This window comes from Phosphitispora fastidiosa (assembly GCF_019008365.1).
In the GTDB taxonomy this organism is placed as follows: domain Bacteria; phylum Bacillota; class Thermincolia; order Thermincolales; family UBA2595; genus Phosphitispora; species Phosphitispora fastidiosa.
The window spans coordinates 1-25,007 of sequence record NZ_JAHHUL010000004.1; the positions used below are offsets into that span (position 1 = coordinate 1).

The 25,007-nt window shown below is 38.4% G+C and carries 17 protein-coding genes and 1 CRISPR repeat array; all 17 genes read right to left on the bottom strand.

Annotation, left to right across the window (positions count from 1 at the left end; all coding sequences use genetic code 11):
* Nucleotides 1-122 precede the first annotated feature (122 nt).
* Nucleotides 123-5,076: direct repeats of the CRISPR family, unit length 30 nt; unit sequence ATTTACATTCCAATATGGTTCTATCTCAAC.
* A 177-nt stretch (nucleotides 5,077-5,253) separates the two neighbouring features.
* Nucleotides 5,254-5,532, bottom strand: a complete 279-nt coding sequence (cas2, locus tag Ga0451573_RS05365; RefSeq protein ID WP_231682862.1) for a CRISPR-associated endonuclease Cas2 — start codon at nucleotides 5,530-5,532, stop codon at nucleotides 5,254-5,256.
* A gap of 5 nt (nucleotides 5,533-5,537) precedes the next feature.
* Entirely contained in the window at nucleotides 5,538-6,530 is a 993-nt protein-coding gene (cas1b, locus tag Ga0451573_RS05370) for a type I-B CRISPR-associated endonuclease Cas1b (RefSeq protein WP_231682863.1), read from the bottom strand.
* Nucleotides 6,527-7,036 (bottom strand): CRISPR-associated protein Cas4, encoded by a 510-nt coding sequence (locus Ga0451573_RS05375; protein WP_231682864.1) that lies wholly within the window; start codon nucleotides 7,034-7,036, stop codon nucleotides 6,527-6,529. The genes cas1b and Ga0451573_RS05375 overlap by 4 nt, the downstream gene beginning before the upstream one ends.
* Nucleotides 7,037-7,045: 9 nt before the next feature.
* Nucleotides 7,046-9,316 carry a CRISPR-associated helicase Cas3' gene (gene cas3 / locus Ga0451573_RS05380; protein ID WP_231682865.1) on the bottom strand — a complete coding sequence of 757 codons (2,271 nt, stop codon included), beginning with the start codon at nucleotides 9,314-9,316 and terminating at the stop codon, nucleotides 7,046-7,048.
* A gap of 11 nt (nucleotides 9,317-9,327) precedes the next feature.
* Nucleotides 9,328-10,104: a type I-B CRISPR-associated protein Cas5b gene (gene cas5b, locus Ga0451573_RS05385; protein WP_231682866.1), complete on the bottom strand. Its 777-nt coding sequence runs from the start codon at nucleotides 10,102-10,104 to the stop codon at nucleotides 9,328-9,330.
* Nucleotides 10,085-10,984 carry a type I-B CRISPR-associated protein Cas7/Cst2/DevR gene (gene cas7i / locus Ga0451573_RS05390; protein ID WP_231682867.1) on the bottom strand — a complete coding sequence of 300 codons (900 nt, stop codon included), beginning with the start codon at nucleotides 10,982-10,984 and terminating at the stop codon, nucleotides 10,085-10,087. Before cas7i ends, cas5b begins: the two co-directional genes overlap by 20 nt.
* Nucleotides 10,984-12,444 (bottom strand): type I-B CRISPR-associated protein Cas8b1/Cst1, encoded by a 1,461-nt coding sequence (gene cas8a1, locus Ga0451573_RS05395; protein WP_231682868.1) that lies wholly within the window; start codon nucleotides 12,442-12,444, stop codon nucleotides 10,984-10,986. The genes cas7i and cas8a1 overlap by 1 nt, the downstream gene beginning before the upstream one ends.
* A 246-nt stretch (nucleotides 12,445-12,690) precedes the next feature.
* Nucleotides 12,691-13,413: a CRISPR-associated endoribonuclease Cas6 gene (gene cas6 / locus Ga0451573_RS05400; protein ID WP_231682869.1), complete on the bottom strand. Its 723-nt coding sequence runs from the start codon at nucleotides 13,411-13,413 to the stop codon at nucleotides 12,691-12,693.
* A gap of 336 nt (nucleotides 13,414-13,749) precedes the next feature.
* Nucleotides 13,750-14,064 (bottom strand): hypothetical protein, encoded by a 315-nt coding sequence (locus Ga0451573_RS05405; RefSeq protein WP_231682870.1) that lies wholly within the window; start codon nucleotides 14,062-14,064, stop codon nucleotides 13,750-13,752.
* Between the two features lie 600 nt (nucleotides 14,065-14,664).
* Entirely contained in the window at nucleotides 14,665-15,840 is a 1,176-nt protein-coding gene (locus tag Ga0451573_RS05410; RefSeq protein ID WP_231682871.1) for a hypothetical protein, read from the bottom strand.
* Between the two features lie 18 nt (nucleotides 15,841-15,858).
* Complete coding sequence (locus Ga0451573_RS05415) at nucleotides 15,859-16,233, bottom strand: MotA/TolQ/ExbB proton channel family protein (protein ID WP_231682872.1); 375 nt, start codon at nucleotides 16,231-16,233, stop codon at nucleotides 15,859-15,861.
* A gap of 94 nt (nucleotides 16,234-16,327) precedes the next feature.
* Complete coding sequence (locus Ga0451573_RS05420) at nucleotides 16,328-17,215, bottom strand: hypothetical protein (RefSeq protein ID WP_231682873.1); 888 nt, start codon at nucleotides 17,213-17,215, stop codon at nucleotides 16,328-16,330.
* Nucleotides 17,216-17,230: 15 nt separating this feature from the next.
* Nucleotides 17,231-20,584 carry a hypothetical protein gene (locus Ga0451573_RS05425; RefSeq protein WP_231682874.1) on the bottom strand — a complete coding sequence of 1,118 codons (3,354 nt, stop codon included), beginning with the start codon at nucleotides 20,582-20,584 and terminating at the stop codon, nucleotides 17,231-17,233.
* A gap of 858 nt (nucleotides 20,585-21,442) precedes the next feature.
* The gene (locus Ga0451573_RS20225) at nucleotides 21,443-21,748 is read right to left on the bottom strand and encodes a DNA cytosine methyltransferase (RefSeq protein ID WP_353740064.1); all 306 of its coding nucleotides are present in this window, start codon (nucleotides 21,746-21,748) and stop codon (nucleotides 21,443-21,445) included.
* On the bottom strand, nucleotides 21,664-22,545 hold the full coding sequence (locus tag Ga0451573_RS05430; RefSeq protein WP_231682875.1) for a DNA cytosine methyltransferase: 882 nt from the start codon (nucleotides 22,543-22,545) through the stop codon (nucleotides 21,664-21,666). Before Ga0451573_RS05430 ends, Ga0451573_RS20225 begins: the two co-directional genes overlap by 85 nt.
* Before the next feature lie 638 nt (nucleotides 22,546-23,183).
* Nucleotides 23,184-24,140, bottom strand: a complete 957-nt coding sequence (locus Ga0451573_RS05435; protein WP_231682876.1) for a hypothetical protein — start codon at nucleotides 24,138-24,140, stop codon at nucleotides 23,184-23,186.
* Between the two features lie 406 nt (nucleotides 24,141-24,546).
* A complete protein-coding gene (locus Ga0451573_RS05440) occupies nucleotides 24,547-25,005 on the bottom strand; it encodes a DIP1984 family protein (RefSeq protein WP_231682877.1) in 459 nt (152 codons plus the stop codon).
* Between the last annotated feature and the right edge of the window lie 2 nt (nucleotides 25,006-25,007).

Sequence of the window (25,007 nt, forward strand, 5' to 3'; positions counted from 1 at the left end):
TATTTTTCATGTCATTGCCTCCCCACAGCTATATTTTATCCTAACTAAGCTGTGTCCGGCAAATCGAGTATGGGTCATATCTCAACCACCGGGCTCACTGCCATTGTCTCAGATGATTACTCATTTACATTCCAATATGGTTCTATCTCAACGGATCTCGAATCGGCGCCCCTGTCCCCCAGTTCTTAATTTACATTCCAATATGGTTCTATCTCAACAATGCTCGGACTTGGGCAGAACCGAAATTCCGGTTAATTTACATTCCAATATGGTTCTATCTCAACTTTTGACTGTCGGCATAGCAATTGGACGACACATTTATTTACATTCCAATATGGTTCTATCTCAACGAACAAACACGGTGCAATATGCGGCTTATGTGATAAATTTACATTCCAATATGGTTCTATCTCAACTAAGTCAGCATGGAATATGTGAGCGATGCGATGGAGATTTACATTCCAATATGGTTCTATCTCAACTCTGGAGTATTCAGAAAAATACCCAGGGCTCATAGTCATTTACATTCCAATATGGTTCTATCTCAACTCATTTTACGGCCCCGCTCCTGAATTAACTGTTTGATTTACATTCCAATATGGTTCTATCTCAACTAAGTAAGGCTGTAACACTTGCACTGGCAGTCGGGTATTTACATTCCAATATGGTTCTATCTCAACTGAAAACCTATGTCTGACAGGTATTCACGGTTACATTTACATTCCAATATGGTTCTATCTCAACGCATTTAGCCATATTAGTTTAACCCCCTTTTATTCATTTACATTCCAATATGGTTCTATCTCAACTGCCGTGTGGGAAGAGTATTGGAAACAGCTTATACATTTACATTCCAATATGGTTCTATCTCAACGTAACCGGGGGTGCCAGTTGTGCAGTCGTGGTAACATTTACATTCCAATATGGTTCTATCTCAACCAAAAACGACCACGACTTTGATTCACCTGTTACCTGGATTTACATTCCAATATGGTTCTATCTCAACTGTAGCATCTAAAAATTTTATTGAATCAAAAAACACATTTACATTCCAATATGGTTCTATCTCAACCGAGAGACCCAAGCTGCTTCACTGTAGCTAAACCATATTTACATTCCAATATGGTTCTATCTCAACCTAAACCTTCAAGCATTCCTTTTTTTGAGTATACCCAATTTACATTCCAATATGGTTCTATCTCAACTCTGCACCTATGATTGATACCCCGTAAACTCCAAGATTTACATTCCAATATGGTTCTATCTCAACATAGCTTTTGGCAGATTGTTTTTTGCCACATTCAAATTTACATTCCAATATGGTTCTATCTCAACCATAGCTTTTGGCAGATTGTTTTTTGCCACATTCAAATTTACATTCCAATATGGTTCTATCTCAACTATAAGAGGATGTTTCTTTGTCGTAAACATATCCATATTTACATTCCAATATGGTTCTATCTCAACAGAGTACCAGGGGACGGTCCTTTACGTGCGGGAAACGATTTACATTCCAATATGGTTCTATCTCAACGGAAATATTGGTAAAGGAAGGATGATTATGGCCAGATTTACATTCCAATATGGTTCTATCTCAACCGAAGCGGCACGGTGCTAAGTTGGCGATAACTGGATTTACATTCCAATATGGTTCTATCTCAACGTATCGGAATACGCTCAAGATGGTAAACCAAGCAAATTTACATTCCAATATGGTTCTATCTCAACGAAAGATTTAAGAGAAAAGGTTCAAGCAATGTTAGAATTTACATTCCAATATGGTTCTATCTCAACAAGTGCGGCATCATACATAAAGTACCGGTTGCACCATTTACATTCCAATATGGTTCTATCTCAACCTGGTAATCCACACCTGGTTCCACTTTTCAAGTCAATTTACATTCCAATATGGTTCTATCTCAACTTATGGGGAGCGTCATTTTTTTGGGCCCAATTCGCATTTACATTCCAATATGGTTCTATCTCAACTACGAGAGGAAAAAGGCTTAAGTCAGAAAGAATTGGATTTACATTCCAATATGGTTCTATCGCAACGAAAAAGAGAATGTCCTACTGAAAGATTTAGTTAAAATTTACATTCCAATATGGTTCTATCTCAACATATCAGTTCCGCCAGTTCCTGGCCCAGATGCGGCATTTACATTCCAATATGGTTCTATCTCAACTCCTGTACCACAAATACCACTTCGCCATGCTCAACCATTTACATTCCAATATGGTTCTATCTCAACCCAATGGCTGTAAAAATAGCTGTAGCTGAGTAACTCATTTACATTCCAATATGGTTCTATCTCAACTTTCATGTTGCAGGCCAGGGTGAATATACAGAAGTGATTTACATTCCAATATGGTTCTATCTCAACCAAAGCGAAGTCCAACAACAGACTTGCCATTCTAGATTTACATTCCAATATGGTTCTATCTCAACTGAAGCCGTGGGGGGCTTGGCGATGATGAAGCTAAATTTACATTCCAATATGGTTCTATCTCAACAGTTCTGCCGGTTGGTTACGGAGCGCATGGGTGGCAATTTACATTCCAATATGGTTCTATCTCAACGATGAACCGGTGTCCAAAACCAAGGATGAATATACCATTTACATTCCAATATGGTTCTATCTCAACTAATTTCTACAGCCAAGTAACTTGCTGTATTAGAGATTTACATTCCAATATGGTTCTATCTCAACCAAGATCGAGAGAGGCATCAGGCACGCAATTGAAAATTTACATTCCAATATGGTTCTATCTCAACTGATGTAGATGTGGTTTTGGATTGGTTTCAAAGCCGATTTACATTCCAATATGGTTCTATCTCAACCATCCGGCAGGCAGCACTTCGGGGCGGTCCAATAAATTTACATTCCAATATGGTTCTATCTCAACTAAATGGCCAGTATAAAAAAGCGCAAAGGGAAGAAATTTACATTCCAATATGGTTCTATCTCAACTATATAACAGGTTTGTTTTAGCCCTGGTCTTGCCTTATTTACATTCCAATATGGTTCTATCTCAACTGAGGAATTTGAAAAGATTTATGTATCTTTTTCCGGATTTACATTCCAATATGGTTCTATCTCAACCAAAAACCGTACTACTGATAATTTCTTTTGTTGTATAGATTTACATTCCAATATGGTTCTATCTCAACCAATAGAAAATCAATCTACTATTTACGAATTAGAAAAATTTACATTCCAATATGGTTCTATCTCAACTTGCCTATACATTTACATATATTTACATGTACTACATTTACATTCCAATATGGTTCTATCTCAACGGAGCCTATACTGCCAGATGGTAGGCCGGGGAACCATTTACATTCCAATATGGTTCTATCTCAACGGAGCGGTGGGCAGTGATTAAGTTTGAATGGCTTGGATTTACATTCCAATATGGTTCTATCTCAACGTTTTCCAAGGCCACACAGGTAGCAAAGTGCGGAAATGATTTACATTCCAATATGGTTCTATCTCAACTTCATATTGTGCATAAGTTGCCCGTGCAATATTTATTTACATTCCAATATGGTTCTATCTCAACGCCTAACGGTGATAACCTTAGCCCTGGCAGAATATGATTTACATTCCAATATGGTTCTATCTCAACAGACCCAGCCGGCAAGCAAAAGGTCTGTCAGATAAGATTTACATTCCAATATGGTTCTATCTCAACATCTGTGTTACATCGTAGTAATTGCCCCTATATACATTTACATTCCAATATGGTTCTATCTCAACCTATGGCTATGAGTAGATACCACGTTAATGTTTTCAATTTACATTCCAATATGGTTCTATCTCAACTTATGCATTCTTTACGACCCCAATCCCATTCGATAAGATTTACATTCCAATATGGTTCTATCTCAACCGATACTGTGATTCTCAAGCTGCCGCTGAATCATATTTACATTCCAATATGGTTCTATCTCAACTGTTCTATGCCGGTTATTAAATCCCTTATCGGCGAATTTACATTCCAATATGGTTCTATCTCAACTATGAGCATCCGGAAGATAAAATATTCAATGACAGATTTACATTCCAATATGGTTCTATCTCAACCGAAAAGAGTTAATAGAATTAGGTATAACATGGAAATTTACATTCCAATATGGTTCTATCTCAACTATATTAGAAATGGCTGGGTTAGTCCAGAAAAAAGGATTTACATTCCAATATGGTTCTATCTCAACTTGACAACAGAACAAGTGCGCCTGCTTTTCTTCCAATTTACATTCCAATATGGTTCTATCTCAACGAAGGCTGAGAGAATAAAAATAACCCCCTCTTTTTAATTTACATTCCAATATGGTTCTATCTCAACAAAGGACGCGAAAACAAGTTATGGCGCAAGTTTCAAATTTACATTCCAATATGGTTCTATCTCAACGTGGAACCGCAGGCAGGAGACAGGTAAAAGCGCAGATTTACATTCCAATATGGTTCTATCTCAACTAAGCCCATTGTTCCATCTCAACACCTACACCGAAATTTACATTCCAATATGGTTCTATCTCAACGTGCCATCTGTGTATTGCCCGTTTCCTGATAATACATTTACATTCCAATATGGTTCTATCTCAACTCTGAATCCACTTACCTCTCTTAGTGTCCTTTTAAATTTACATTCCAATATGGTTCTATCTCAACACAGTAATCTCATAATCTGAAACGCTGTCTAACCTATTTACATTCCAATATGGTTCTATCTCAACTAGGTAACCACATGAAACCGATACTCTCCATCAAGCATTTACATTCCAATATGGTTCTATCTCAACACGAATACTGCTCAGGCATAGAATGTCCTGTAGAGAAAATTTACATTCCAATATGGTTCTATCTCAACGTGAATGTAATGCAAAAATACGGTACTACGGACCTGATTTACATTCCAATATGGTTCTATCTCAACACAAAGAAAAATACACTGCTATCTATGCACTCGATGATTTACATTCCAATATGGTTCTATCTCAACGTATGGTGTGCCAGAGCATGAAATCGAAATGATTACATTTACATTCCAATATGGTTCTATCTCAACCCGTAAAAAATGCATAATCATACAAAACTTACGGTTGAAATATACAATACTTTGTATTAACACGTCTTAGAGCTTTTTGAACCAGGGAAAAATCCCGATTTTCGTTCATTCTTGTATGTCACACCCCCGGCCTTTTGGCACTATTTACGGTTGACATATGACAACAATGCATAAATCTTATAAAAAATTACTTGTTGCATCATCTTCCCTTCCCCAAAATTTCTTATCTAGCCACTTTTCACTCCTGCTCTTAAAAATGATGCATGAATCCATATCAATACGCAAATGTTTTTTCAACTCACCCCTTAGTTTGAATATCTGGGATTCACTTAGTTCCCCTTCAAATACCGAATTCTGAATATGTGTCAGATATTTTTTACAGATTTTAAAAACCCGCCGCCAGGTCTTGGCTCCATTTTCCTCACTACTTATATCATAAACCAGTATAACATACAAAATAATCACCACCAAATCTTAAAGCCCTGATAAGGTTTTTCCCTAATAATATGCTTGATGAGCTTGTATAACTCCAGCCTAATTAAATACTGATAAGACACTTCACGCCCTAAGTCCCTGTGTTTTATGCTTGTTTTAAGCTTTTGGTCCAGCTCATTCATAATTAATTTTAATGCTTGTGGCTTTAATCTCAGGTAATATTGATCTTCATCAAAAGACTTTTGGTTGACCATGTTCTTATTTAATAAAGAGAAAATCAGCCTGTCTGCTATCAATGGCTTAAAAATCTCGGCAATATCTAGACTTAGCGAAAATCGTTTTGTACTTGGCTCATGTAAAAAACTGACGGTTGGATTTAACTGGGTTTTATAAATTTCATTTAAAACTTTAGTATACACAAGGGAATTTGTAAAAGAAATCAAGGAATTGATCATATTGTCCGGAGGATGCTTTACTCGTTTCTTAAAATCAATTTCTTGATTGATAATGATTCCCCATGTTTCATAATAAGTTTTTCTTATATTTCCCTCAACGCCCATTAGTTCCTCAATACTTTTACAGTTTTGAATACTGTCACGGAGAGTTTCTATTCTTTCCATATGATTTTCAAGAGCCTTACCTCGTTGATTATAATATCTGACATTTCTGTAGATATTGTAAGATGCAGCTTCAATAATAGCTTTAGCCAATTCTAACCGCTTTTGTTGGTTTTGATGATGATTAACTTGGCAAACTAAAACCTTCCCCGACACCAAACTCTCTCTTGGGGTAAAACTGCCAAAATAATAATCGTAATAATTATAAAAATGAATACAAATATTATTTCTGGCCAGGAAATCAAGTAGCTTTGTGTTGACAGTAATCTCTCCCAAAATATAAAGTTCGTCAACTCGTTCAATGGGAATATCCTTTTTCTGACCAGTCTCTACAATGAACTGTAAAGTATTGTCGTTCCGTTTTAGGGTTCCGCTTGAAAAAATATAATAAGCTTGTTTCATAATTCACCTGCCCCAATATAACACATATCAAAAAATGCACATTTTCGACAGACGGCCTTCTTTGGATAATCATTAGGTGGAGATTCTTTTTTTAAAACTTTTTCTATTTCCTCTAAATTCCCTTCGATCTCAAAGATGTCTCCGTCATCCCATAACACCTTTTGCTTTTTTTTCAGCAGCGGGTAATCAATTACTGCCTCGTTGACGGCAACGCCCATTTCCCTTAAATAGTACATATAATACTTGACCTGGGCAATAGCCATCTGATTCATCTTTGTTGTTTTTTTGATTTCGTGTATAACCCCTTTGTCAATAAAATCAATATTGATAACGCCATCCACCATCAAGTGTTTATCTTTTCTGGAATAACTGCCCTCATCAATAAATCGCCCAATCAACACATTCTCATTGTCCTGTTCCATATCAATATTGTAGCTGGAATACCAGAGCTTACGTTTACATAAGTGAAAATAGGCATACATCATCCCGTTGATTTTCCGTTTCATGCTATTCACCTACATACAATTATCAAATTCAAATTCACCCTTGATAAATCCAACGCCCGATAAACTCATTTCATCAAAGTCGTAAACATTCATGCTCCTGAAAATACCGCTATGAGCATAAATAATTTCAGTCTTCCCCTTGTCAACTCTTTTGTCATTACGGTAGCTCAGGCTCACACTAACTGTGTAATCCTGAATTTCATTTTTCAGTTTTATCTTATCCTGTTTTGACAACCCGCTGTCCTTTTTTAATTTGGATTGCCATTCATCCAGCTTGTTGTCCACACTAAGCTGTTCATAGACTGAATCCGGCATCAGCGTAATACTTAAAATTTCCCTGAACTTTTTTTGAACCCTCTCTTTTGACTTATCAAAGGGTTTTATTGTTTTCAACACTTTTAGCTTTTCAGTTATATCATTGTAATACCGGCTTTTTTTAAGCTGCTCATTTTTCTCTTCGTCATAAATAGAATCAACGTATGCAAACTTGTCTTTTTCGTCAAATAATTTACCTTCATACTGCTGCAGCATATCCCATGAAACATCGAAGAGAATCCGGTCATAAATACCTTGATTATCACCTGTCTGCCTACCGTTCTTGGTATTATATACAAACACATTTGGTTCAACAGGTACAATCCGGCCCCGTCGATTGCACCTTCCAAGGCGCTGCAGCAAGCTGTCCCCAGTACACATCTCCGTATACAACACATCAAAATCAATGTCCAGGCTTGCTTCAACAATCTGGGTCGTTATCCAGATTCCTGTTTCATTGCTTTTGGAGAAATTCATGATTTCCTCTTCCAGTTTCTGGCGGTGCCGCTTTATAAATAAAGCATGCAAAAGTTTTGCATTTTCGCTTTTTAATGCTTCATACAATTCCTGCGCCTTTTTAACTGTGTTAACAATCACCAGCACCTTTTTATTTTTACCGTCTCTTTTGATGGTATTTAGGTCTATTTCCCCGTCACAAAGTTTCATAAAATGTCTTGGCGGACTTTCAGGGAAAAGCAGGGGGGATTTTTCATAAACAATTCCCTCTCTTTCCATTAAATCCATAATAAAAGCAGGCATCGTAGCAGTGATAATGGCAAACTGCCCACCAGCATCCTGAATCAGTTTCAGGCCATACACTAAAGCTGCAATAATCTCACTGCTATACATTTGAATTTCGTCAATGATAACCCTAGAATAAGCTAGAGTAGCCAGCATCTGTTCCCCGCCGTTATATTTAAAAACAAAGGGAAACAACTGGTCAACAGTACATACTGTGAGAGGACTGGCAAAAAGACGTGATTGGCTGTAGAAAACCATCGGGTCAATATCTTCATCTTCACCCGAAATATCAATATACTTAGTTAACGAGTCCGAATGAAGCAAACGTACATTTCTATAACCATATTCACTGGCTATCCGGTCATAAATGGCATTAATTGATACCTTTAGGGGCAGAGTATAAAAGCCCTTACCGTCGCCTATCCACAAAAGAGCCCCTTCTGTTTTACCAATTCCGGTTGAGGCCCTGACCACCAGATTCCTACCTCGATTCTTCAGCATATATTCTTGCACCTGGTTCAATTTCGTCTTAAATTCGTTGGCAACCCTGTTTCGGATATTATCCGGTAAGTTTATACCGCCGTCATTGTGCAATATTTCAAAGGTGTTCTTCTCCAAACCACTGCTGGCAGCATAATCAAGCCTGTTCAGCATTCCCTTAATTATTGCATAAACCAGCCACTGTTCCTCTTCTACTTTTTCAGGAACAGGCATATTGCGCATATTGCTTTTTGAAGGCATTAGATTATCCAACAGTGTAAACTCCAGTTGTTTTACATTCTTTGCCAGATCTTTTGCAATGATTTCATCAATAAGTTTCTTATGGCTTTTAAATTCATATACCAACTCTCTGTCATGATGATACAGTACTGCCATCCGGATGGCTTTAGTAATAACTTCCCCAAATATATTGTTTAATTCCTGAACATTCATGAATGCTAAACTTAGTACGCCATGAGGTATCTGCTCTATTCCCTTTTCTCTGTACAAATCTTTTAAAACATCCACCAGCGGTACTTTGGGTTTCATTAAATTATAAAACCTTGTATTAATCTTGCCTATATCATGATACAGTAAGGCAATTTTTATTGCCTCTGCTATCCTGCTGTCTTTGTTTACAAAGGCATCAGGATAGCAGTTTAAAAATCTCTTGAAATGGATTAACAAATCCCTGGTATGCATTTCAATGGTCGTCTTGCCATCTGATTTAGCATGAAACTCCATCGGATAACCTCCTAAACGATCGGCGCAACATCTCCCTCGCTGTCAACGGGCAATATCTGTTCAAAAAGGCTCCCCTTTGCCGCATAACATGCTCTGATAGGCTTGTCCCACCTTCTTATACCCGTTTTATTGTCAATTTGAAACACTTTATTCAGCTTGAAAAAGGTTCCTTTGGGTCTTAAATCATAATCCCACTTATCTAAGTAGGATTCCGGAATATAAATATCATTTTCCAATACATCATCATACTCTTTTTCCGTAATTTCAACCATTGAAACGCCATCGATACACAGCAAATCCTCATACCTCCCCAGGGAAAGAAAAGTTTTTGGAAAATTGATACCGTTATAAACTTCCTCAATTTTATCTTGGTCATCAGGGCAGATATGTAAAACTAGCTTTAATCCTATCAACGTCTCTACATAGCCAGTGCCTCTGCTGACACCGTATTTTTTCCAATCCTCTCTACCTTTTGACAGGACAGTTTTATCCAAAGAATACAATCCAAAATTTTTACCATCATCTTCTATAACCATGTTATGGCGGCTGAGGTCATTCTTATCAAAGGCAAGGAACTCGTAACGGGTATACAAATCATTTACCACAGATTCATAGCTTCCCTGCACCGCAACCTGCATGGGAACATATTCCCTGTATCCACACGCCGTATGTACCATCCCGATAACCGTCGAATAGGGGGGTAGGGGAAAGGACTCTTTAATTTGAAAGCTGGAAGGTTTGCGGAAATTTGCCGTACTTGCGTAAGCCCTAATTTTTATTGCCTTCACTGTAATACCCCTCCACTTTTCCTTTCAGTTCATCAAACAAGCTGTTAATATCAACGGCTACCAGATCATCTTTTATTTTCGTAGAGTTGTCTAATATCCCGTCCAGCAAACCTACTAAAGTATTTTCTCTAACATCCTCATCCTTAAACATTTCCTTAATGATGCCCGTATCCAGACTGCATTTATTAAGCCTCAGCCGGCCTTCAAAATAAGGATTTTTTCTGTTGTAAACACCGCCTATGGCGAAAACCGGTGCCAAATTCTCCCGGCGGCCTTTGATGTCCCGGTAAAGGAATTGCACTGTTTTTAATAGTTTTACAACCCTTGCGGCCTTTTCAGCATCAGGTATCTCTTCCGTAACCGTTCCCGTCTGGTCCGTTTCTTTTCCCACCCGGTCCAAGTCAATGGTAATGGTATAGGCGTAAAAGGATTGATGAATCTCACTTTGCGAAATGCTGTTATCTAGGTTTTTTCCTCTTGATGATAGCGCCATATTGGTCAGGTAATCCATCTCCGCATGATAATTCTCAAGGGCAATGGCATGACTTAGACGCACTATCGCTGAACGGCTGTTGCCAGATTCACCTTTTGCTGTTTTCATGTAACCAAATAAATCAATCTCAGGATAATCTGATATCTTTGCGCTGGGTGCAAACTGAACAACTTTTTTTGCACCGCCCCCGGCTCCTTCCACTGGCGTATTATCCCAACCCAACTGATTGATTATGTTATAACGCAAAGCCTGCCTTGAAATATAGCTGTAAACCCCGCCGTCACCCCGGGAAAGTTTTTTTAATACCTGAATGTTCCCAAACCCCTCACCATAGTTTCCACTCTGCGCCTCAAATATGATTGATAATGTTAATCCCTTTAATCTCATTATAATTGAGCCTCCTTAATGTTCTTATCCGAGCCATTATTTTTCTGTTTGTCTTTCGTGTATTCATCCGCCGTACCCTTAAGACCTAGAACATAAGCATATCCCAAACTCTTAAACGTTTCCTCGTCATTTATCATTTTAATAAACAAGTTGGGTACAGGTTCCCCCATACCTATATACATACGGGTGGCAATATTTAAAAATCCGCTGCAATCTCCCACTTGAAGTGCATTTAACAGTTGATAGGCAAACCCTCTAAGTTTATTATCCGTGCTGTCCTTTTGGGTTTCATTTTTATCTTTATTCTCAAACTTTCCCCTAAAACGTATTCCGGCCTGTGAAATCGCAAAGATCATATTGTCAGTTACCATCGCCCTTCCCCCTTTTCCATATAATTTTGAAGCCAATTGAACTTTTAGCAAAGACCACACATATCCCGCATATTCTCCTTCAGAAAATCCCCTGCGCAGGGCCATATTAATCAGCCCATACTGGGAATATCCGTTGATTAGATTATGAAGAGTCTCTTCAAAAATATATAAACGTTCCTTGTTACGCAGGGTTAAATAAATTCCCGTTAATTTCTCCAGTTCTCTGCCACATTCTTTTATGACTATTAGGTGGGTCTTAGACAGCAGGTTAATGTTATAACGCCCATCCTGCCGTTTCATAATCACTTGTATATTGCTTAATTCATATTTTTGCTTTTGCCGCAACTGTTCGTTGACCATGCGGGAGATGAGGCGGTATGTCAGCCTGCCAATATTCTCCTCTTTAACCGCGTCATCAATATCCCCCTTAGCACCAATATTGTCATCCTGCAACAATTTAATGCTTTCACTGTTATTGATGAAAACACAGTCATTGCCATAATCCGCATAGGAAAATCCTAACGGTGCACAGGAATAAATAAAAGCGCAAAGAGGACACAAATAAGAGTCCGGTCTAAAGTTCCAGAAATAAGAGTATTTTCTTTTATGGTCCACACCCATATCATGAAGCCACGACAACCCTGTTGAAAAGGAGGCCGGAACAGATATTCCGCATTCAATACAATAATCTTTAGCCCTCGGCGACTTGTTAACCCAATCCTTGACTGGTTTGATGAATACTGTTCGGTGGGTGTCAATCATATCTTTCTTGCTATTTTGGGGGTATAAAAAGGAAATGTTGTTCCAAAGTTTTGATACTTTAGTGTAAGCAATATCTTTAAAACAAAATATCTCAGGGTAGTTTATTATATAATCTGTTACTTCAATAGCCTTCTTTATTTTTTCTTTATCGTCTTCTATGTCTTTTATTGACTTCAATGCCTCTAATGGGTCGTAATGGTCAGCCTTTTGTTTAGCAATTGCATAACCTGATTTGTAACTATTTCTTTGGAGATATGTTTTAAGATCCTCCAGTAACTTTTTCAGGTCTTCGCTATCTATTGAACTATTATTAAGCTTGTCATTCATATTAACGATGCTTTTATACACTGTTCCGTTCTGAAACTTTTTCCGTAAGGCCTCGTAATACATAAAAGCCAGGTCAATGTTTTCATCTAGGAACAAATCCCTGCTGATATATAGTTCGCTGCCTTTTATTTCGCAATAATGGCTGCAGTCTCCACTTTCCAGCACCTGAATAAAGCCCAAAATCCCTGCATTATACAAAAAGTTCTGTAGCCCTACTCTAAAAAATTCATCCATCCTTTCACCTCCCTACATCAAATTAAACATGCCAAACCCCTCACCCCTTCGAGAACCTATCCCGCTGTCAAACAGGTGTTTCAGAAGCCGCTTGTCCCCTTGAAGCCTGAATTTGCCAAGGCTTGCCGGAATCCTTGAACCAAAAGCCTTAACCAGCACAAATTTACCTGAAACCGTTTCAATGACTAAATTATCAACCATTGACCCTGTTAGAAGTTCATGGCCTTCAATGTCATTTTTAATAATAGTTTTTAAGCAGGGCAGAAATTGTTCATCAGAATAAATGTAATAGTTGTCTTTGTTTGCTTCCCTTAAATGTTCCCGTACAACCAGCGGACTGACGAAATAAATGAATAATTCTTCTGTATTGATAGCTGTTTCATTTTCCAAATAAATCCTTAATAGTTTTAAAACATTGTGGTGTTTTATCGGAAAGGCTATGTTTTTCTGTCTGAGCAAGGAGTTGTAAAGCTTTACAAAAATCCCATAATCTGCTGTTGAAAAACGCATTTCAAATTCTGGTTTGTCCAATAAAACGCAGTCTTCCGTATACTTTGCCTGACTGAGATGAGTAGAAAAAGTAAATTGCTTTGTTTTTGGTTCTTTCCTATACATTTCCTGAAAAAAGTCCTTATCATTTTCCTCCAGGGATTTTTTTATAAAGCTTAGAAGCATTCTGCGGTAATCAAGATCAAGTGTGCAATTTTGCAACTCATATAGAAGCTTCATTCTCATTTTTATTCCCCCCTTTCATCCTAAGTCATTATATGTCTCCAAAAAACACTTTTGAACGACACTTACGACGCAACTCATCCTTATCCCCCTTGTTCCCGACTCTTCCAATATGGTTCAATTAGAACAAAATTCTAAAATCAAAATATTTTTTACATTCCATTATGGTATTTAATATCAATATATTTGGTAATTATTGTTGGAATCATTGTATCTGGTAATTTTTAGCTTGTCAATAAAAATTTTTGTAAATGTAATCATCAATCAGGTTTCTGTTTATGTCAGATGCCTTTAGTTTGCGATTGTCAATAAAAAAGTGAGCCAGTCGCCAGAAAAAAATCAAGCCACTATCGCCAGAATTAGGTTCTGACCGTTTTGTTTGAGATATGGTAGAAGTTCATCTACTCCCATCCCATCTATACCGCCTGCCCCTTTATTGGACTTTACTCTTTTATATGCCTTATTCATATTGTCCCTGTCCAATATCTTCTCTAGCAGCCTGTCTGTCGACAAATATGCGTTGGTGACGTTGTTTTTAGTTATCCTTGATGAAGTACACGCTTCTGCATATCCTTCCTGTTCCGCAGGTACTTTTTGCAGACAGCCTTCTACTTGAAGTTTTCTGTGTTTTATTCCATCCTCGGTAACATTCATTGCCTGTCAACCTCCTAAAGTTCAGCCCTTCCCACCAACCGTCGACTGTCCGTGGTAATATGGCTTCTGCTGACTTCTCACGATAAATCTTGTTTCAACCGTGCTTCATACGTTTTATTTCCACACGTCCGCGAGACCTCCCCGGGTAAGAACGCAGTCTTTCCTTCCATCTATCTGCCACATTTACACCGTAGGCTTCCGGATAGTTTCGGGCTTCAGTTTGTTATGCAACCTTACCCAACCTACATATGCCTTATGTGATTTCTGTTCGTCAGACCAGAAGTTTGCCTCCTGCTTCCTCCAGATTCCACCTCGCGATGGACACCCTTGCCCTTGGCTATGTGCTTGGCACTATCAACCCGCACTCGGGACTTTCACCCGTTAGACTGCGCCCATGCCGGGCACACATAGAAAAAGCAGCGGTCAAGGAATAAACCCAGACCGCTGCTTTTTAGAGCAATACTGTTACTGCAAGCCATTTATAAAATAACAAGTGTTCTTGTAATACTCTTTTGGCTAATCTACTACAAAATGATACAATGCATACCCCTCCCAAGCACCGCTGCTTTTTAAAATACTGCGTAAATGCACTTTTATCCTTTATATCAGTTGCTTTAGCAATTCCGAGCAAGTTACCGCCAATCCATCAGTGTCCATAATATTAGTTGCTCTCGGCTCTGACATAATACTATGTAGTAATTCAACAATGTTTATATTACTGTAATAGGCTGAAACAGCGACCATCTTATCTATAAACGGGTCAGTAATACTCTCAATTACTTTATCAGTTTGAATAATAATATCTTTGTCACTCGATTTTTCGCATGCTCTGAAACTATCACCCAAAAACAAATCAGGATGCAGTCGTCTAAAGCCTTGAGTTGGCATATAACTCTCAAGGAATAATTGCCTGATAACAAGTTGAAGAGAAAGGTCAATCTCACGCCCCAGAACAATGTCTTTTACAGTTTCAATAATATGCAAATGATTTAGTGCCAAAAAGAGAGCTTCGCAAACATCACAATAGGTATATTCTCTATCTAAATCGTTCACAACGACAAAAATTGTTTCAATCGCAAAACTGTCACAATAACACTCATCAAACAGTTTTATATTTTTTGATATAAAGTTGTTTATTTCAGAATCTGTCACCGATGGAGAATTATTTTTCAAAAGTGTAAGCACTTGTTCTTTGACAAATAGAAATCTACTATCTTTTACTATTTCACATTTAAGCAGTACATGGGCAAATTCATGTAAAATTATATATATTTGTTGCAAAGCAGCAAAAGAAATTGCCTTGCTCACGATACTCTTATCTAAATTGTCAGAAAAATTATATTTTAAAGAAGTGTATGTTCGGATAATTTTCAAAGTTTCGGCTATTAGACCGACACTAAAACATTCATCCGCTGTAAGTTTGTTTAAATATTTTACGTAATCGCATTCTGACGCATTGTGAAAATACAGCAAATTCATCGCATTCAGTGTTTCAATCAAATATTGGTCAATAAAAACATCTACGCTCGTTATTACATCAATTAAACCAACAGTTGGTTTCAATGTGAATTGAACTCTTGTGTTTTTAGAAAAAGTATCAATTAACCAAAAACTTACATCGAAACCACTCCGATTAAAGAGCTTACTTAAAACTTCCTCTAAAATATCCGCTAAAGGTGCAATCCCATAAAAATCATCAGACTGTGTCAGCTTTCTAATACCTTTTGTCCGGAACTTACTACCCGTGAAATCATCATAAGGGATTTTACCTGACACGCTAATAAACCTCCTGTGTTAGCTTTTGTTCGCGATCTTCACAACTTCCGAAAGCAGTTCCTTGCATGTCTTATCATTAATCGATTTTGTGACTTTTTCGATCGCCGTCAATGAGTCCTTTATGCTGAAACCAACTAAATCCAGTTCAAACTCGACATTGGTATCTGAGTTTTTGAATTTTATGTACAATCGCTTTGATTTTAATAATGCAACAACAACTCCAGATATAGCGCCTATCATTGCTGGCGAGATGGAGATTATGAATTCAAAGAACTCTTTTCCACCAACCAATCCTTCTGAAAACCGAATTTCCGAAGAATCTGGGAATTGACTTAGGAATTTATCAAACTGACCCCGGTCATCTTTTTGGAAAAACACTGTGAATGTACTCATAACATCCTCCCATTTAAATGTAATACTTATTAGGTGTTCTTGGAGATACGAAGGCACATCGACAAACTATTTCCAGCAGTTCAATGGCCTGCATTTATAAGATATCATTAAAGAAGAACGGAAGAACCTGCTCCGGTGTAGCCACCTTATGATAATCATATATCGTGTCAGTTAATTCGTTAAGATACTTGCATATAAACTCCTCAATAGTCATTCCTTGTAATCTGGCTATTTCGATCAATGAGTTTACGCTCAGACATTTATTCCATTCCCGAAGCTGATAACCCATTTTTGACTTAAAAGATTTAGAATGGTAGTAGCTCACGAGACACCGGCTTATGATATCACTTGAACCAAGGTACCAAGCGGCTATACTCTGTGACCAACTATATATATCGTCCTCTGTTGCAGATTCACACATTTGATTCACTGCTCGATCAAGCAGAGCAAACACTTTTCTGGATTCGCTGAATAATAACCTGTATGCTTCTTTATAGTCAAATAAGGCCTCAGAATTTGTTCGTAAATGCGGAAATACAGCCCAATTTTGACTATGGGTTCCGATGCCCTGATTAACTTTATACTGATTAAATGATAACATTGGTTTATTATGGCAAAAGCAACTTCTTATTTCCCTTATAGCATTGATAAACACTTTGGTATTTCTGACTTCATTCTCGTTGATTACTTGACAGTCTTTCATTATTTCCAGCAGAGATCTTGTTGGAGCCATATCACAACAAGGTTTCAGATGAAAATTTTGATAATAGTCACTTGACCTTAAAAAGTAAGGCATGCAATCCATTAGAAGAGCGTACAAATTTGTTATATCATACCAGAAGCTCATTTCGAGGGGAGCGTGTTGGGGAATTGGTTTAGGTGCAAATGCATCAGCCAAAAATAGACTTGTATTCCGATGCCCACATTGATTATTCCAGCTAGCAACTTTCACGGATAGAATACTAGTGATAGTGGTGTTCATCACAGTGCCTCCCACTCACAGTTTACAGACTTGGAACCCAGTCAATGAGGTTGCCACTGAAAGGTTATAGAACTGCATATTTTCTCTTAAACTATTTACATCACGACCAAGTTTGTCCGCTCGGAAATAGATGGGCGTCTTGAATCCTTCGCCCTCCAAACGAATATATCCCCTATTATGATAAGTATTATATTTACCACTAAGACGACCATTGAACAGCTGTGGTTTACCGTTCTCATCAGAGATTACATGGAGCGTACGCTTTTCATACGAGACACTCTTTCTCAATTCATCGAATAGGAGTTGACACTCTTCCCGATATTTTGGCAAGTGTGCAGCACTCAAAGCTTGTAGATATACTATGCGCGGTGAACGAACTTTACTAAGATTGTCCAGATACTGCTTGCAGGCCGAATATAGTTCCAGCCACTTTTCTTGAGACAAACCAATGCATTGATTTTCTATAGCAGGAATGATGGGTTGACCGCTATAATACAACCACTTTACGTTGATAAGGGTATATATACAGCCTGCGTCATTTGTTACGATACTTTGATATTCTGTATTTTTCAACAAGGCTATAATCTGTTTGCATTTATTTAGGAAGGTCTCCTGCTTTCCCAGGGGGTTATTAAAATCTAACTTGTCGATACCTCTCCCAATCAATTTTCTGACTTTATAGAAGATACCATAAGATTTACCACTCTGAATACTACGCTCGAAACGTTCTTCAGACAGCTCCATACTATCCATTTGACCGTCTAGTTCACCTAAAACATTTGAATCTATATTCTCATCTACGACCTCGTTTTCAAGTATGTCGCGGAGTACAAAAAGGCTTTGCAGTAGTTCCATTTTTTCTTCTTGATTCTCTATAACCTCTACATATCTAAGCCCCGCCCAAAGGCATGCGCTGTACGCGAATCCATTTTGAGGGAAATAACTAATAACGATACTCAGTCTCCGACTGATATCTTGGTACATTCCCCTTCTCGAAAAGGATGAATCCTGATCTGATAGCCGTATGCACAGGAGTGCCCACTCCACAAAGAGGTTAGCAGCATAATTTTTGATTTTCACAAGATCCAGTTGATCGATGGTTTTTTCAGCCAGTTCAACGGCAGCACGCAAACGCTGTATACGTTCTTCGTTAGTTAACCATTTCCCACTACCGCAGATTTCACGGGTAAGTGTTAATTCTTGCAGGATCAAATTATCGCTATGCTGATTTTCTCTGAATTCTCTCAGTTTATCGATTAATTTTTCGAATTCTCTACAGTCTGGAGTCCATAATGAAAGGGATGAGTTACGATTGTTTGGGCCAATCAGACGTAGTAGATTCTGCATCATGTAAATCTCTGCAGAATCTCCATTAGGTGATATAGCATCTAAAAGCAGGAAAATGATTTCCATCCTGGATTTCCCATACTCATCCATTATCAAACTGGCTTCTAGTTCACTGCGTATATAAACAAGTGGCTCCTCATCTTCAGAGGATGAGTAGACAAGAAGAGAATTGTTCAAAATAGCACCGAAGACCTTGGAAGAAGTCGTGTCCATTGTTCCAAGCAAGCGTAAAGCAATGGATATCGGTAATCGCTCCTTGTAAATTGTACATAGAGCAATACAGCAGATAAGTTCTATCAAGTGTCGCTTAAGTTCATTCGACTGTTCACACACAGATTCTTCGGCACTGCTAATCTGCCATCCTAGCTTTTCCATAACTTTACGCATTTGAATTGTCATAACAGAATTAAGTCGTTCTTCTGCCTCAGCCTTACTTATACGATTCAGTTCTTCGCTGATATCGTCGATACGTCCTTCGTTTTCTCGTCGAAGACGCTGCTTAAGATCTTTATGTAACTCACGGAACAGATATAAAGAAGCAAAAAAGCTATCAGACGCAGAATAGTATTTCATCATACGGGCGGCATCTTCAGGCCGGAAACCACCCTTTTCAACAAGCAGATTGCGCATCAAGGCGATCTCATCATAGTCTTCAGTTTTTCTAAGTGAAACATCTACATCGATGCAGGAATATTTTTTGTACGTGTTGCCATTCTCATCTGCATTAATTGCGTCATATCCAGTGCACACGATTTGCACCTGGCGCCCTGCATCACGAAGTGCCAACAATAAATCCGTAGCCCGGCTTATGTCTCCTTTAGTGCGAAAAGACGTATCCCAGACAATGAGTGTGGGTGTTGGATTATCCGTCTTGCTTTCAATTTCACGCAACAGTTGCTCAAGTGACGTAAATGCAGAGGACTTCTTCTTTTCTATTTCCCCGCTGTCATTTTTCTCCACACTAACATTAAAATTAACATCAGACTCTGGGATATAGACGACGGGATACAACCCTTCGTGAAATATGCGGTAGGCAAGAGCACAGAGGGCATTTGTTTTTCCAGAACAAGCCTGCCCTCGTAACATGATTGGCTTTGCATTTCTATCTTTAGAGGCAGCATCCTCAAGAATTTTAATGGTGTCTCGATAGAGACCTTCTTCGAAATATCGCTTCATGTGGAAACCGTTAGATTCTCGATAAGCGTACCATTTTGGAAAACCAACAGTACTGGATTGAAGAAACGCTTGAAAACGCTGAACAATTTCCTCTTTTGGAAAACTGTCAGCAAGTTCGACCTCCTCATAGTTGAGCAGCCGAGCAAACCCCTTAATGTTAAGCAGCAGTTCATGATCTATAGGAGAGGTCATCTTATAAGGGGACTTGCGAATGAAAATGGTAGGTCCAATTTCGTCCTCTGCTTCTACTCCAGTGTATTCAAATTCTGTAAGTTCTCCCGAAAGATTAGAAAGTAATTGCATTAAACTAGTGGGTATAGAAACGGCAATTCCTTTTTCTATGAGACGAAGAATATAAGGATCTTGTACTAACTCCGAGGGTAGCCCAAAAAAGTACACTGATTTCACACGCCCGATCTTACTTAACTGCGGGCATAGTGCGCGGAGAATATCACCACTCGTGAGGCCATCAAACAAGATGCGACCATAGGAGCGTAAAAGATGAGGGATCGTCTCCAAAAAAACCTGAGTTGTTTCCAACTGGTCAATAGGATCAATTACATCTGGCTCCATGCCAGATAGACGAACAATAGAAAGTTCACGCCGGTTTAATTGAATTGCCCTGCTGTCCGAAACAACAGTAATATCAGTACTACGCCGATTAAAATTGTCAAACTGGAATGCCAAATCCTTTTGACGTAATGTTGTAAAAACACAGCTCCATGACTGTGAAAATAAGAGTTCGGGGTTGCGTGCATTAAAATTATCACCGAGAAAAAGAATTGTAGGTTCTGCCACCATTTGGTGTAAGATACCGGATAGAACGTCCAAATCATTTTCGTACATAACAACACCTCCCGATAATAATCTTTCTATACTAGCAAGGGTTTCACCTTTTGCTTGAGAGTAAATAAATTTTGATCTACAGCCACTAACAAAGAAAACCAATAGAAGAGTTTGTGCCACATCAGTTTTTTATCCCGGCAAATTACGCATGCCTATATCACCACCATCTATACCCAGCATGTTCCAGCTTCTTCTTCTCTGCATCTTCTTTATGCTCCATCCTTCCGGAGATCCCGGTTTAACCCCCCAATTTTGGAGTCATATACCCTTATTTGTTATTGTCAAAAAAAATTCCCCATTTTTGACGGAGAAAATTCCCCACCCCAAGTAGGTCAAAGAGCCAAATTAAATCCCATTCTATGGTTAAGCCGTCGATGCCAAAAAGCGGCATCGACAGCCCGCATCTAGAGTTGGTGCAGTTGAGATGTCAAGGGGTCGAGTCAAGCAGGGGAGTTTCACCCCTGCTTGCTCACGGAACCGGACGTGAGAGTCTCCCCTCAACCGGCTCTTGTTATCATGCCGCAGGCCTACAGCCAATTTCCCAGTGAGCAAATAGACCTGGTCTTGTCTGTGCACAAAAACCTCTTGCTAAATGTATAGGGGAAAAGGTATTGTCAAACAAGGGCAGCCCACAAAAGAGGCCTGCCCTTGTTTTCAGGAAAGAAAACTAATTATTATGTTCCCTTATATATCCGTTTGGTTCAACAATGAATTCTTTAAAATCCCACTCAATACCCAACTGAACACAAATCGAATATCGAATAAAGAGTCTTAAGATTTTTGTTGAGCTCATTGTAATTACTCAATATTTTTTTGTTTTTTAATCTTTGTTTAGCGCTATTTTCAAGTGGTCAGCCATTAACATATAACTGTCCCTTCTGCCACAGCTTTAAGCACTTGCCCCACTGCCCTTCCAAGCCCTAGCGGAACAGCGTTACCAATTTGACGGTAACAGTTACCAACAGTGCCTTCAATTGTCCAAGAGTCAGGGAATTGCTGTATCCTCGCATATTCACGGACAGATGGGGGTCTGTCTTGAGTTGGATGGCAAAACATGGTTGCTTTTTGCACCGGACTCGTTACAAGAGTCGGGGATGGTTGTTCATAATCCAAACGGCGGTAAAAACCAACTTTACCTCCACCGCTTTTATACGCCCCGCCCATTGCTTGCTCCACCAAATCCGGTGGTAAGTTCCTCCAGTTCCCCCCATCGGGACAAGGCGTAAATAATTCAACCTTGCTGGCGAGAATGTTGCACATAAACCAGTGGTATTTTCTAAGTCCTCTATGGCTTCCCTTAAAATAACCCATCTGTAATTAGGGTTTTGATGGAAGTGGAAATGTGTAGGCTTTGGTAGAAAAATATCCTCGTGGTCACGAGAACCGATTATTAAGAGCCGCTCCCGGAACTGTGGGACACCATAATGGACAGCATCAAGAATTCCGTAAGCCAACTTATATCCCAATTCCTGAAAAGTGTCTTTTATAACTTGGAATACTGAGCCAGGTAATTCTTCAGGTTTCTGTGGCTTTCCGTTCCTTTCTTTCAGAGGAATATGCTTTATAGCAGCAGATACTAAGCCTTTAACATTCTCCATGACGAAGAAACGAGGCCTGGAAACCCGTATTACGTGGCAAAATTCCATAAATAAGCTTCCACGGGGATCATTTGTTCCTAAACGCTTCCCTGCAGTACTAAATGGCTGGCACGGGGGTCCACCAACTACGGCAAAAGCATCACCGGGCGCTAATCCTGCTGGTTTTAGTAGAAAATTACAAAACTGGTCTTCAGCTATTAACTTACGTATATCCCCAAGGATAAAAGGTCTATTATTTGCAGAAGCAGTTTTGGCACACCAAGGGTCAAAGTCCTGTCCAATCTTAATCTCCAGACCGGCTTTTTCTAGTCCTAGGTCTAACCCCATTGCACCACTGAAAAGAGATATTACCGGAAATGACATCGTATTGTGCCTCCTAAGCTATAGTAATATTTGATAGATAAGACTCAGGTATTTCCTTTGTGCAACGCAGCATTACTTTTGTATCCCCTTTTCGCTGTTAATATGTGTATGTAACATTGTCTAATAATTTTTCAAGCTTTCTAAAGGGGATATGCCCTATACCTCCATTGGATTTATGTTTTTATTAGAGCCACCGTCTTCAAAATAATTGTCAATACTTACAACCCAAAATATCATATCAAGTCTGGGCATTTTTATTTAACTGTTGCGAAGGGTGAGAGCCACCGCTCCGGCCAAGGAACCCCTTATCCATCTTAATAGAAGACTGAAATATTTTGATCAATCAAGGAATGCTATCGCCCCGAAATCGGCTGCGTCCTTGATAGAATCAAAATATTTCAGTCTTCTATTATTAAAATAGTGTAATGCTATAAATGATATGGCATTCAAACCGGAACGGTGAATCATTTCGCCGGAAGCCGGGCTCAATATTCAACGGAACGGTGGTTACTATTGACCGATATTTTCACGGTAGAATCCACTAACTCTCCAGTGAACCTGTTAGTCTCATGGGGTGTGTGCCTAGGTCAAACTATTGACCGTTAATTTTCCCTTCGTACAGGTTCCATGAAATGATATTAAAAGAGAATTTTTAAAAATTTGTCTTTTATTTTTTTATATTCTTCACTAATTACTTCAAGCCACAGTTTGCTATACGCATTCCTCCCTGACCATTCCCTGCTATGGCCCAGAAGCATTACCTTTAGGTCGTTAATTTTCTCTAACTCTTCACACATATGCTTTGGGGCTTCTAACCAATACACTATTATCTTGTCTTTATTATTTTTATTTATATGTCTACACGCCTCTGTACTGTATTCATAGAATTTTCTTTTATTATCATTATAGTACTCCTCCAGTCTCTCAAATAATGTTCTTTCTGTTTTCCCAACCTTTTTTATGTCACCTTCATAAGATAAAAAGTATATCCCAGGTTCTTTAGGGGCCAGATGCCCTAAACAAGCATCTCTCAGAAAAGCTTTACACATTAAATTGCCTGCCACATATTTTTTTGGTATATTATTAACTTTAAAATAGCTATATATATCGTAAATAAAATCGATTTCAATATAGCTATTGTCATTAAAATTCCATTGATTAAAATAAATTTCTTTTTTTTGTGGTAAAGTGTGCCTTATCGTATACAAAACAACATCTTCATTAGAAGAGAATCTGAACGAACGGCGATATTCTTCATTTATTTCCTTCGTAAAGGGAACTAAAAAAACACCTTTAAGATTATAATTAATGCCGTTAACATCCACCCCCATATATTTCCTGCAACCAGTATAACAATCCATATACTTATTTATTCCTGAATCAAAAAGTATATATTTTTCATATTCTTTTTTCTTAACTATGTCCGCCTTTCTAGGCATCTTTTCTAAAATATAAACTTGTAGCAAAATTCTATTATCAGGGTAATATAGCAGTAATGGCGCCTTATCAAACTCTCTATTGAAAGATTTAATAACCAAATGAGCCTTCATCCTTTGCAGATTTTGGACATTATTTAAGACTGTATAAATCTCCATCTCCACGTTCTCCTTCCTGCTGTCTTGAGTAACATAATACTATAAAGGCTGGTGAAATCTCCCCTTAGTTTTGGTTCCCTTTATAATTTCTACGGTTATAACGTTGCATACGTCAAAAGCAACCTGCTCCCAAAAATTAAACTCAAAAGCGAGTACGGATGATATAAAGACTCGCTCAGAGATTGGACTACCATCAGGGCTCAGGTCATAATCCCCATCCCACCCTCACTTTGATCTAGAAGTCAGTACTTGGTAGTAAGTAATTACATTGACGAATACTCATGTAACAATACTGGACATCACTTGTCACGGGAACTAATCCCATAAGTATTGTCCCAATACCAACATAGGTATTTATCCTTTTAAGTTGTACTCGCCCTTCAGCAATCAAAGTTACCATCTGTTTTTATTGCATTAAATCAATAGTCCAGTTCTTTTCCTGAATTCTGGTGTCTAACTCCCTATACTGACGCGATAGTTCATCTACCTGTTTTTGCAGGTCCTTAACGTTAACTGTGCTCAGGTATCTAAGCTCGGACCTACTATACCTGTCATGCTTAATCATAGCTGCTTCTGTCAAATGGCTCAAAATCATGCGTTTGTTCCATATTTGCTCTCTTTCAGTTAAAATGTCAGAAATTGTATCCGTATCATTGAACTTAACCGTGCCATTTGTTCTATTTATTCTTTTGATTAATTCGGTCAATTGCTGCCTTACCTTTTCCAACTCATCCAGTAAATCCTGGGGATTTTCAGCAGGTATTTCTCCTTCCTGAACCTTAGCATAACTAATCAATCTTGATTTAATTTGTTCAACCCTCTTTTGAAGGTCTGCCCTCAAGATTAATGCCTCAGCTAATTTCACGA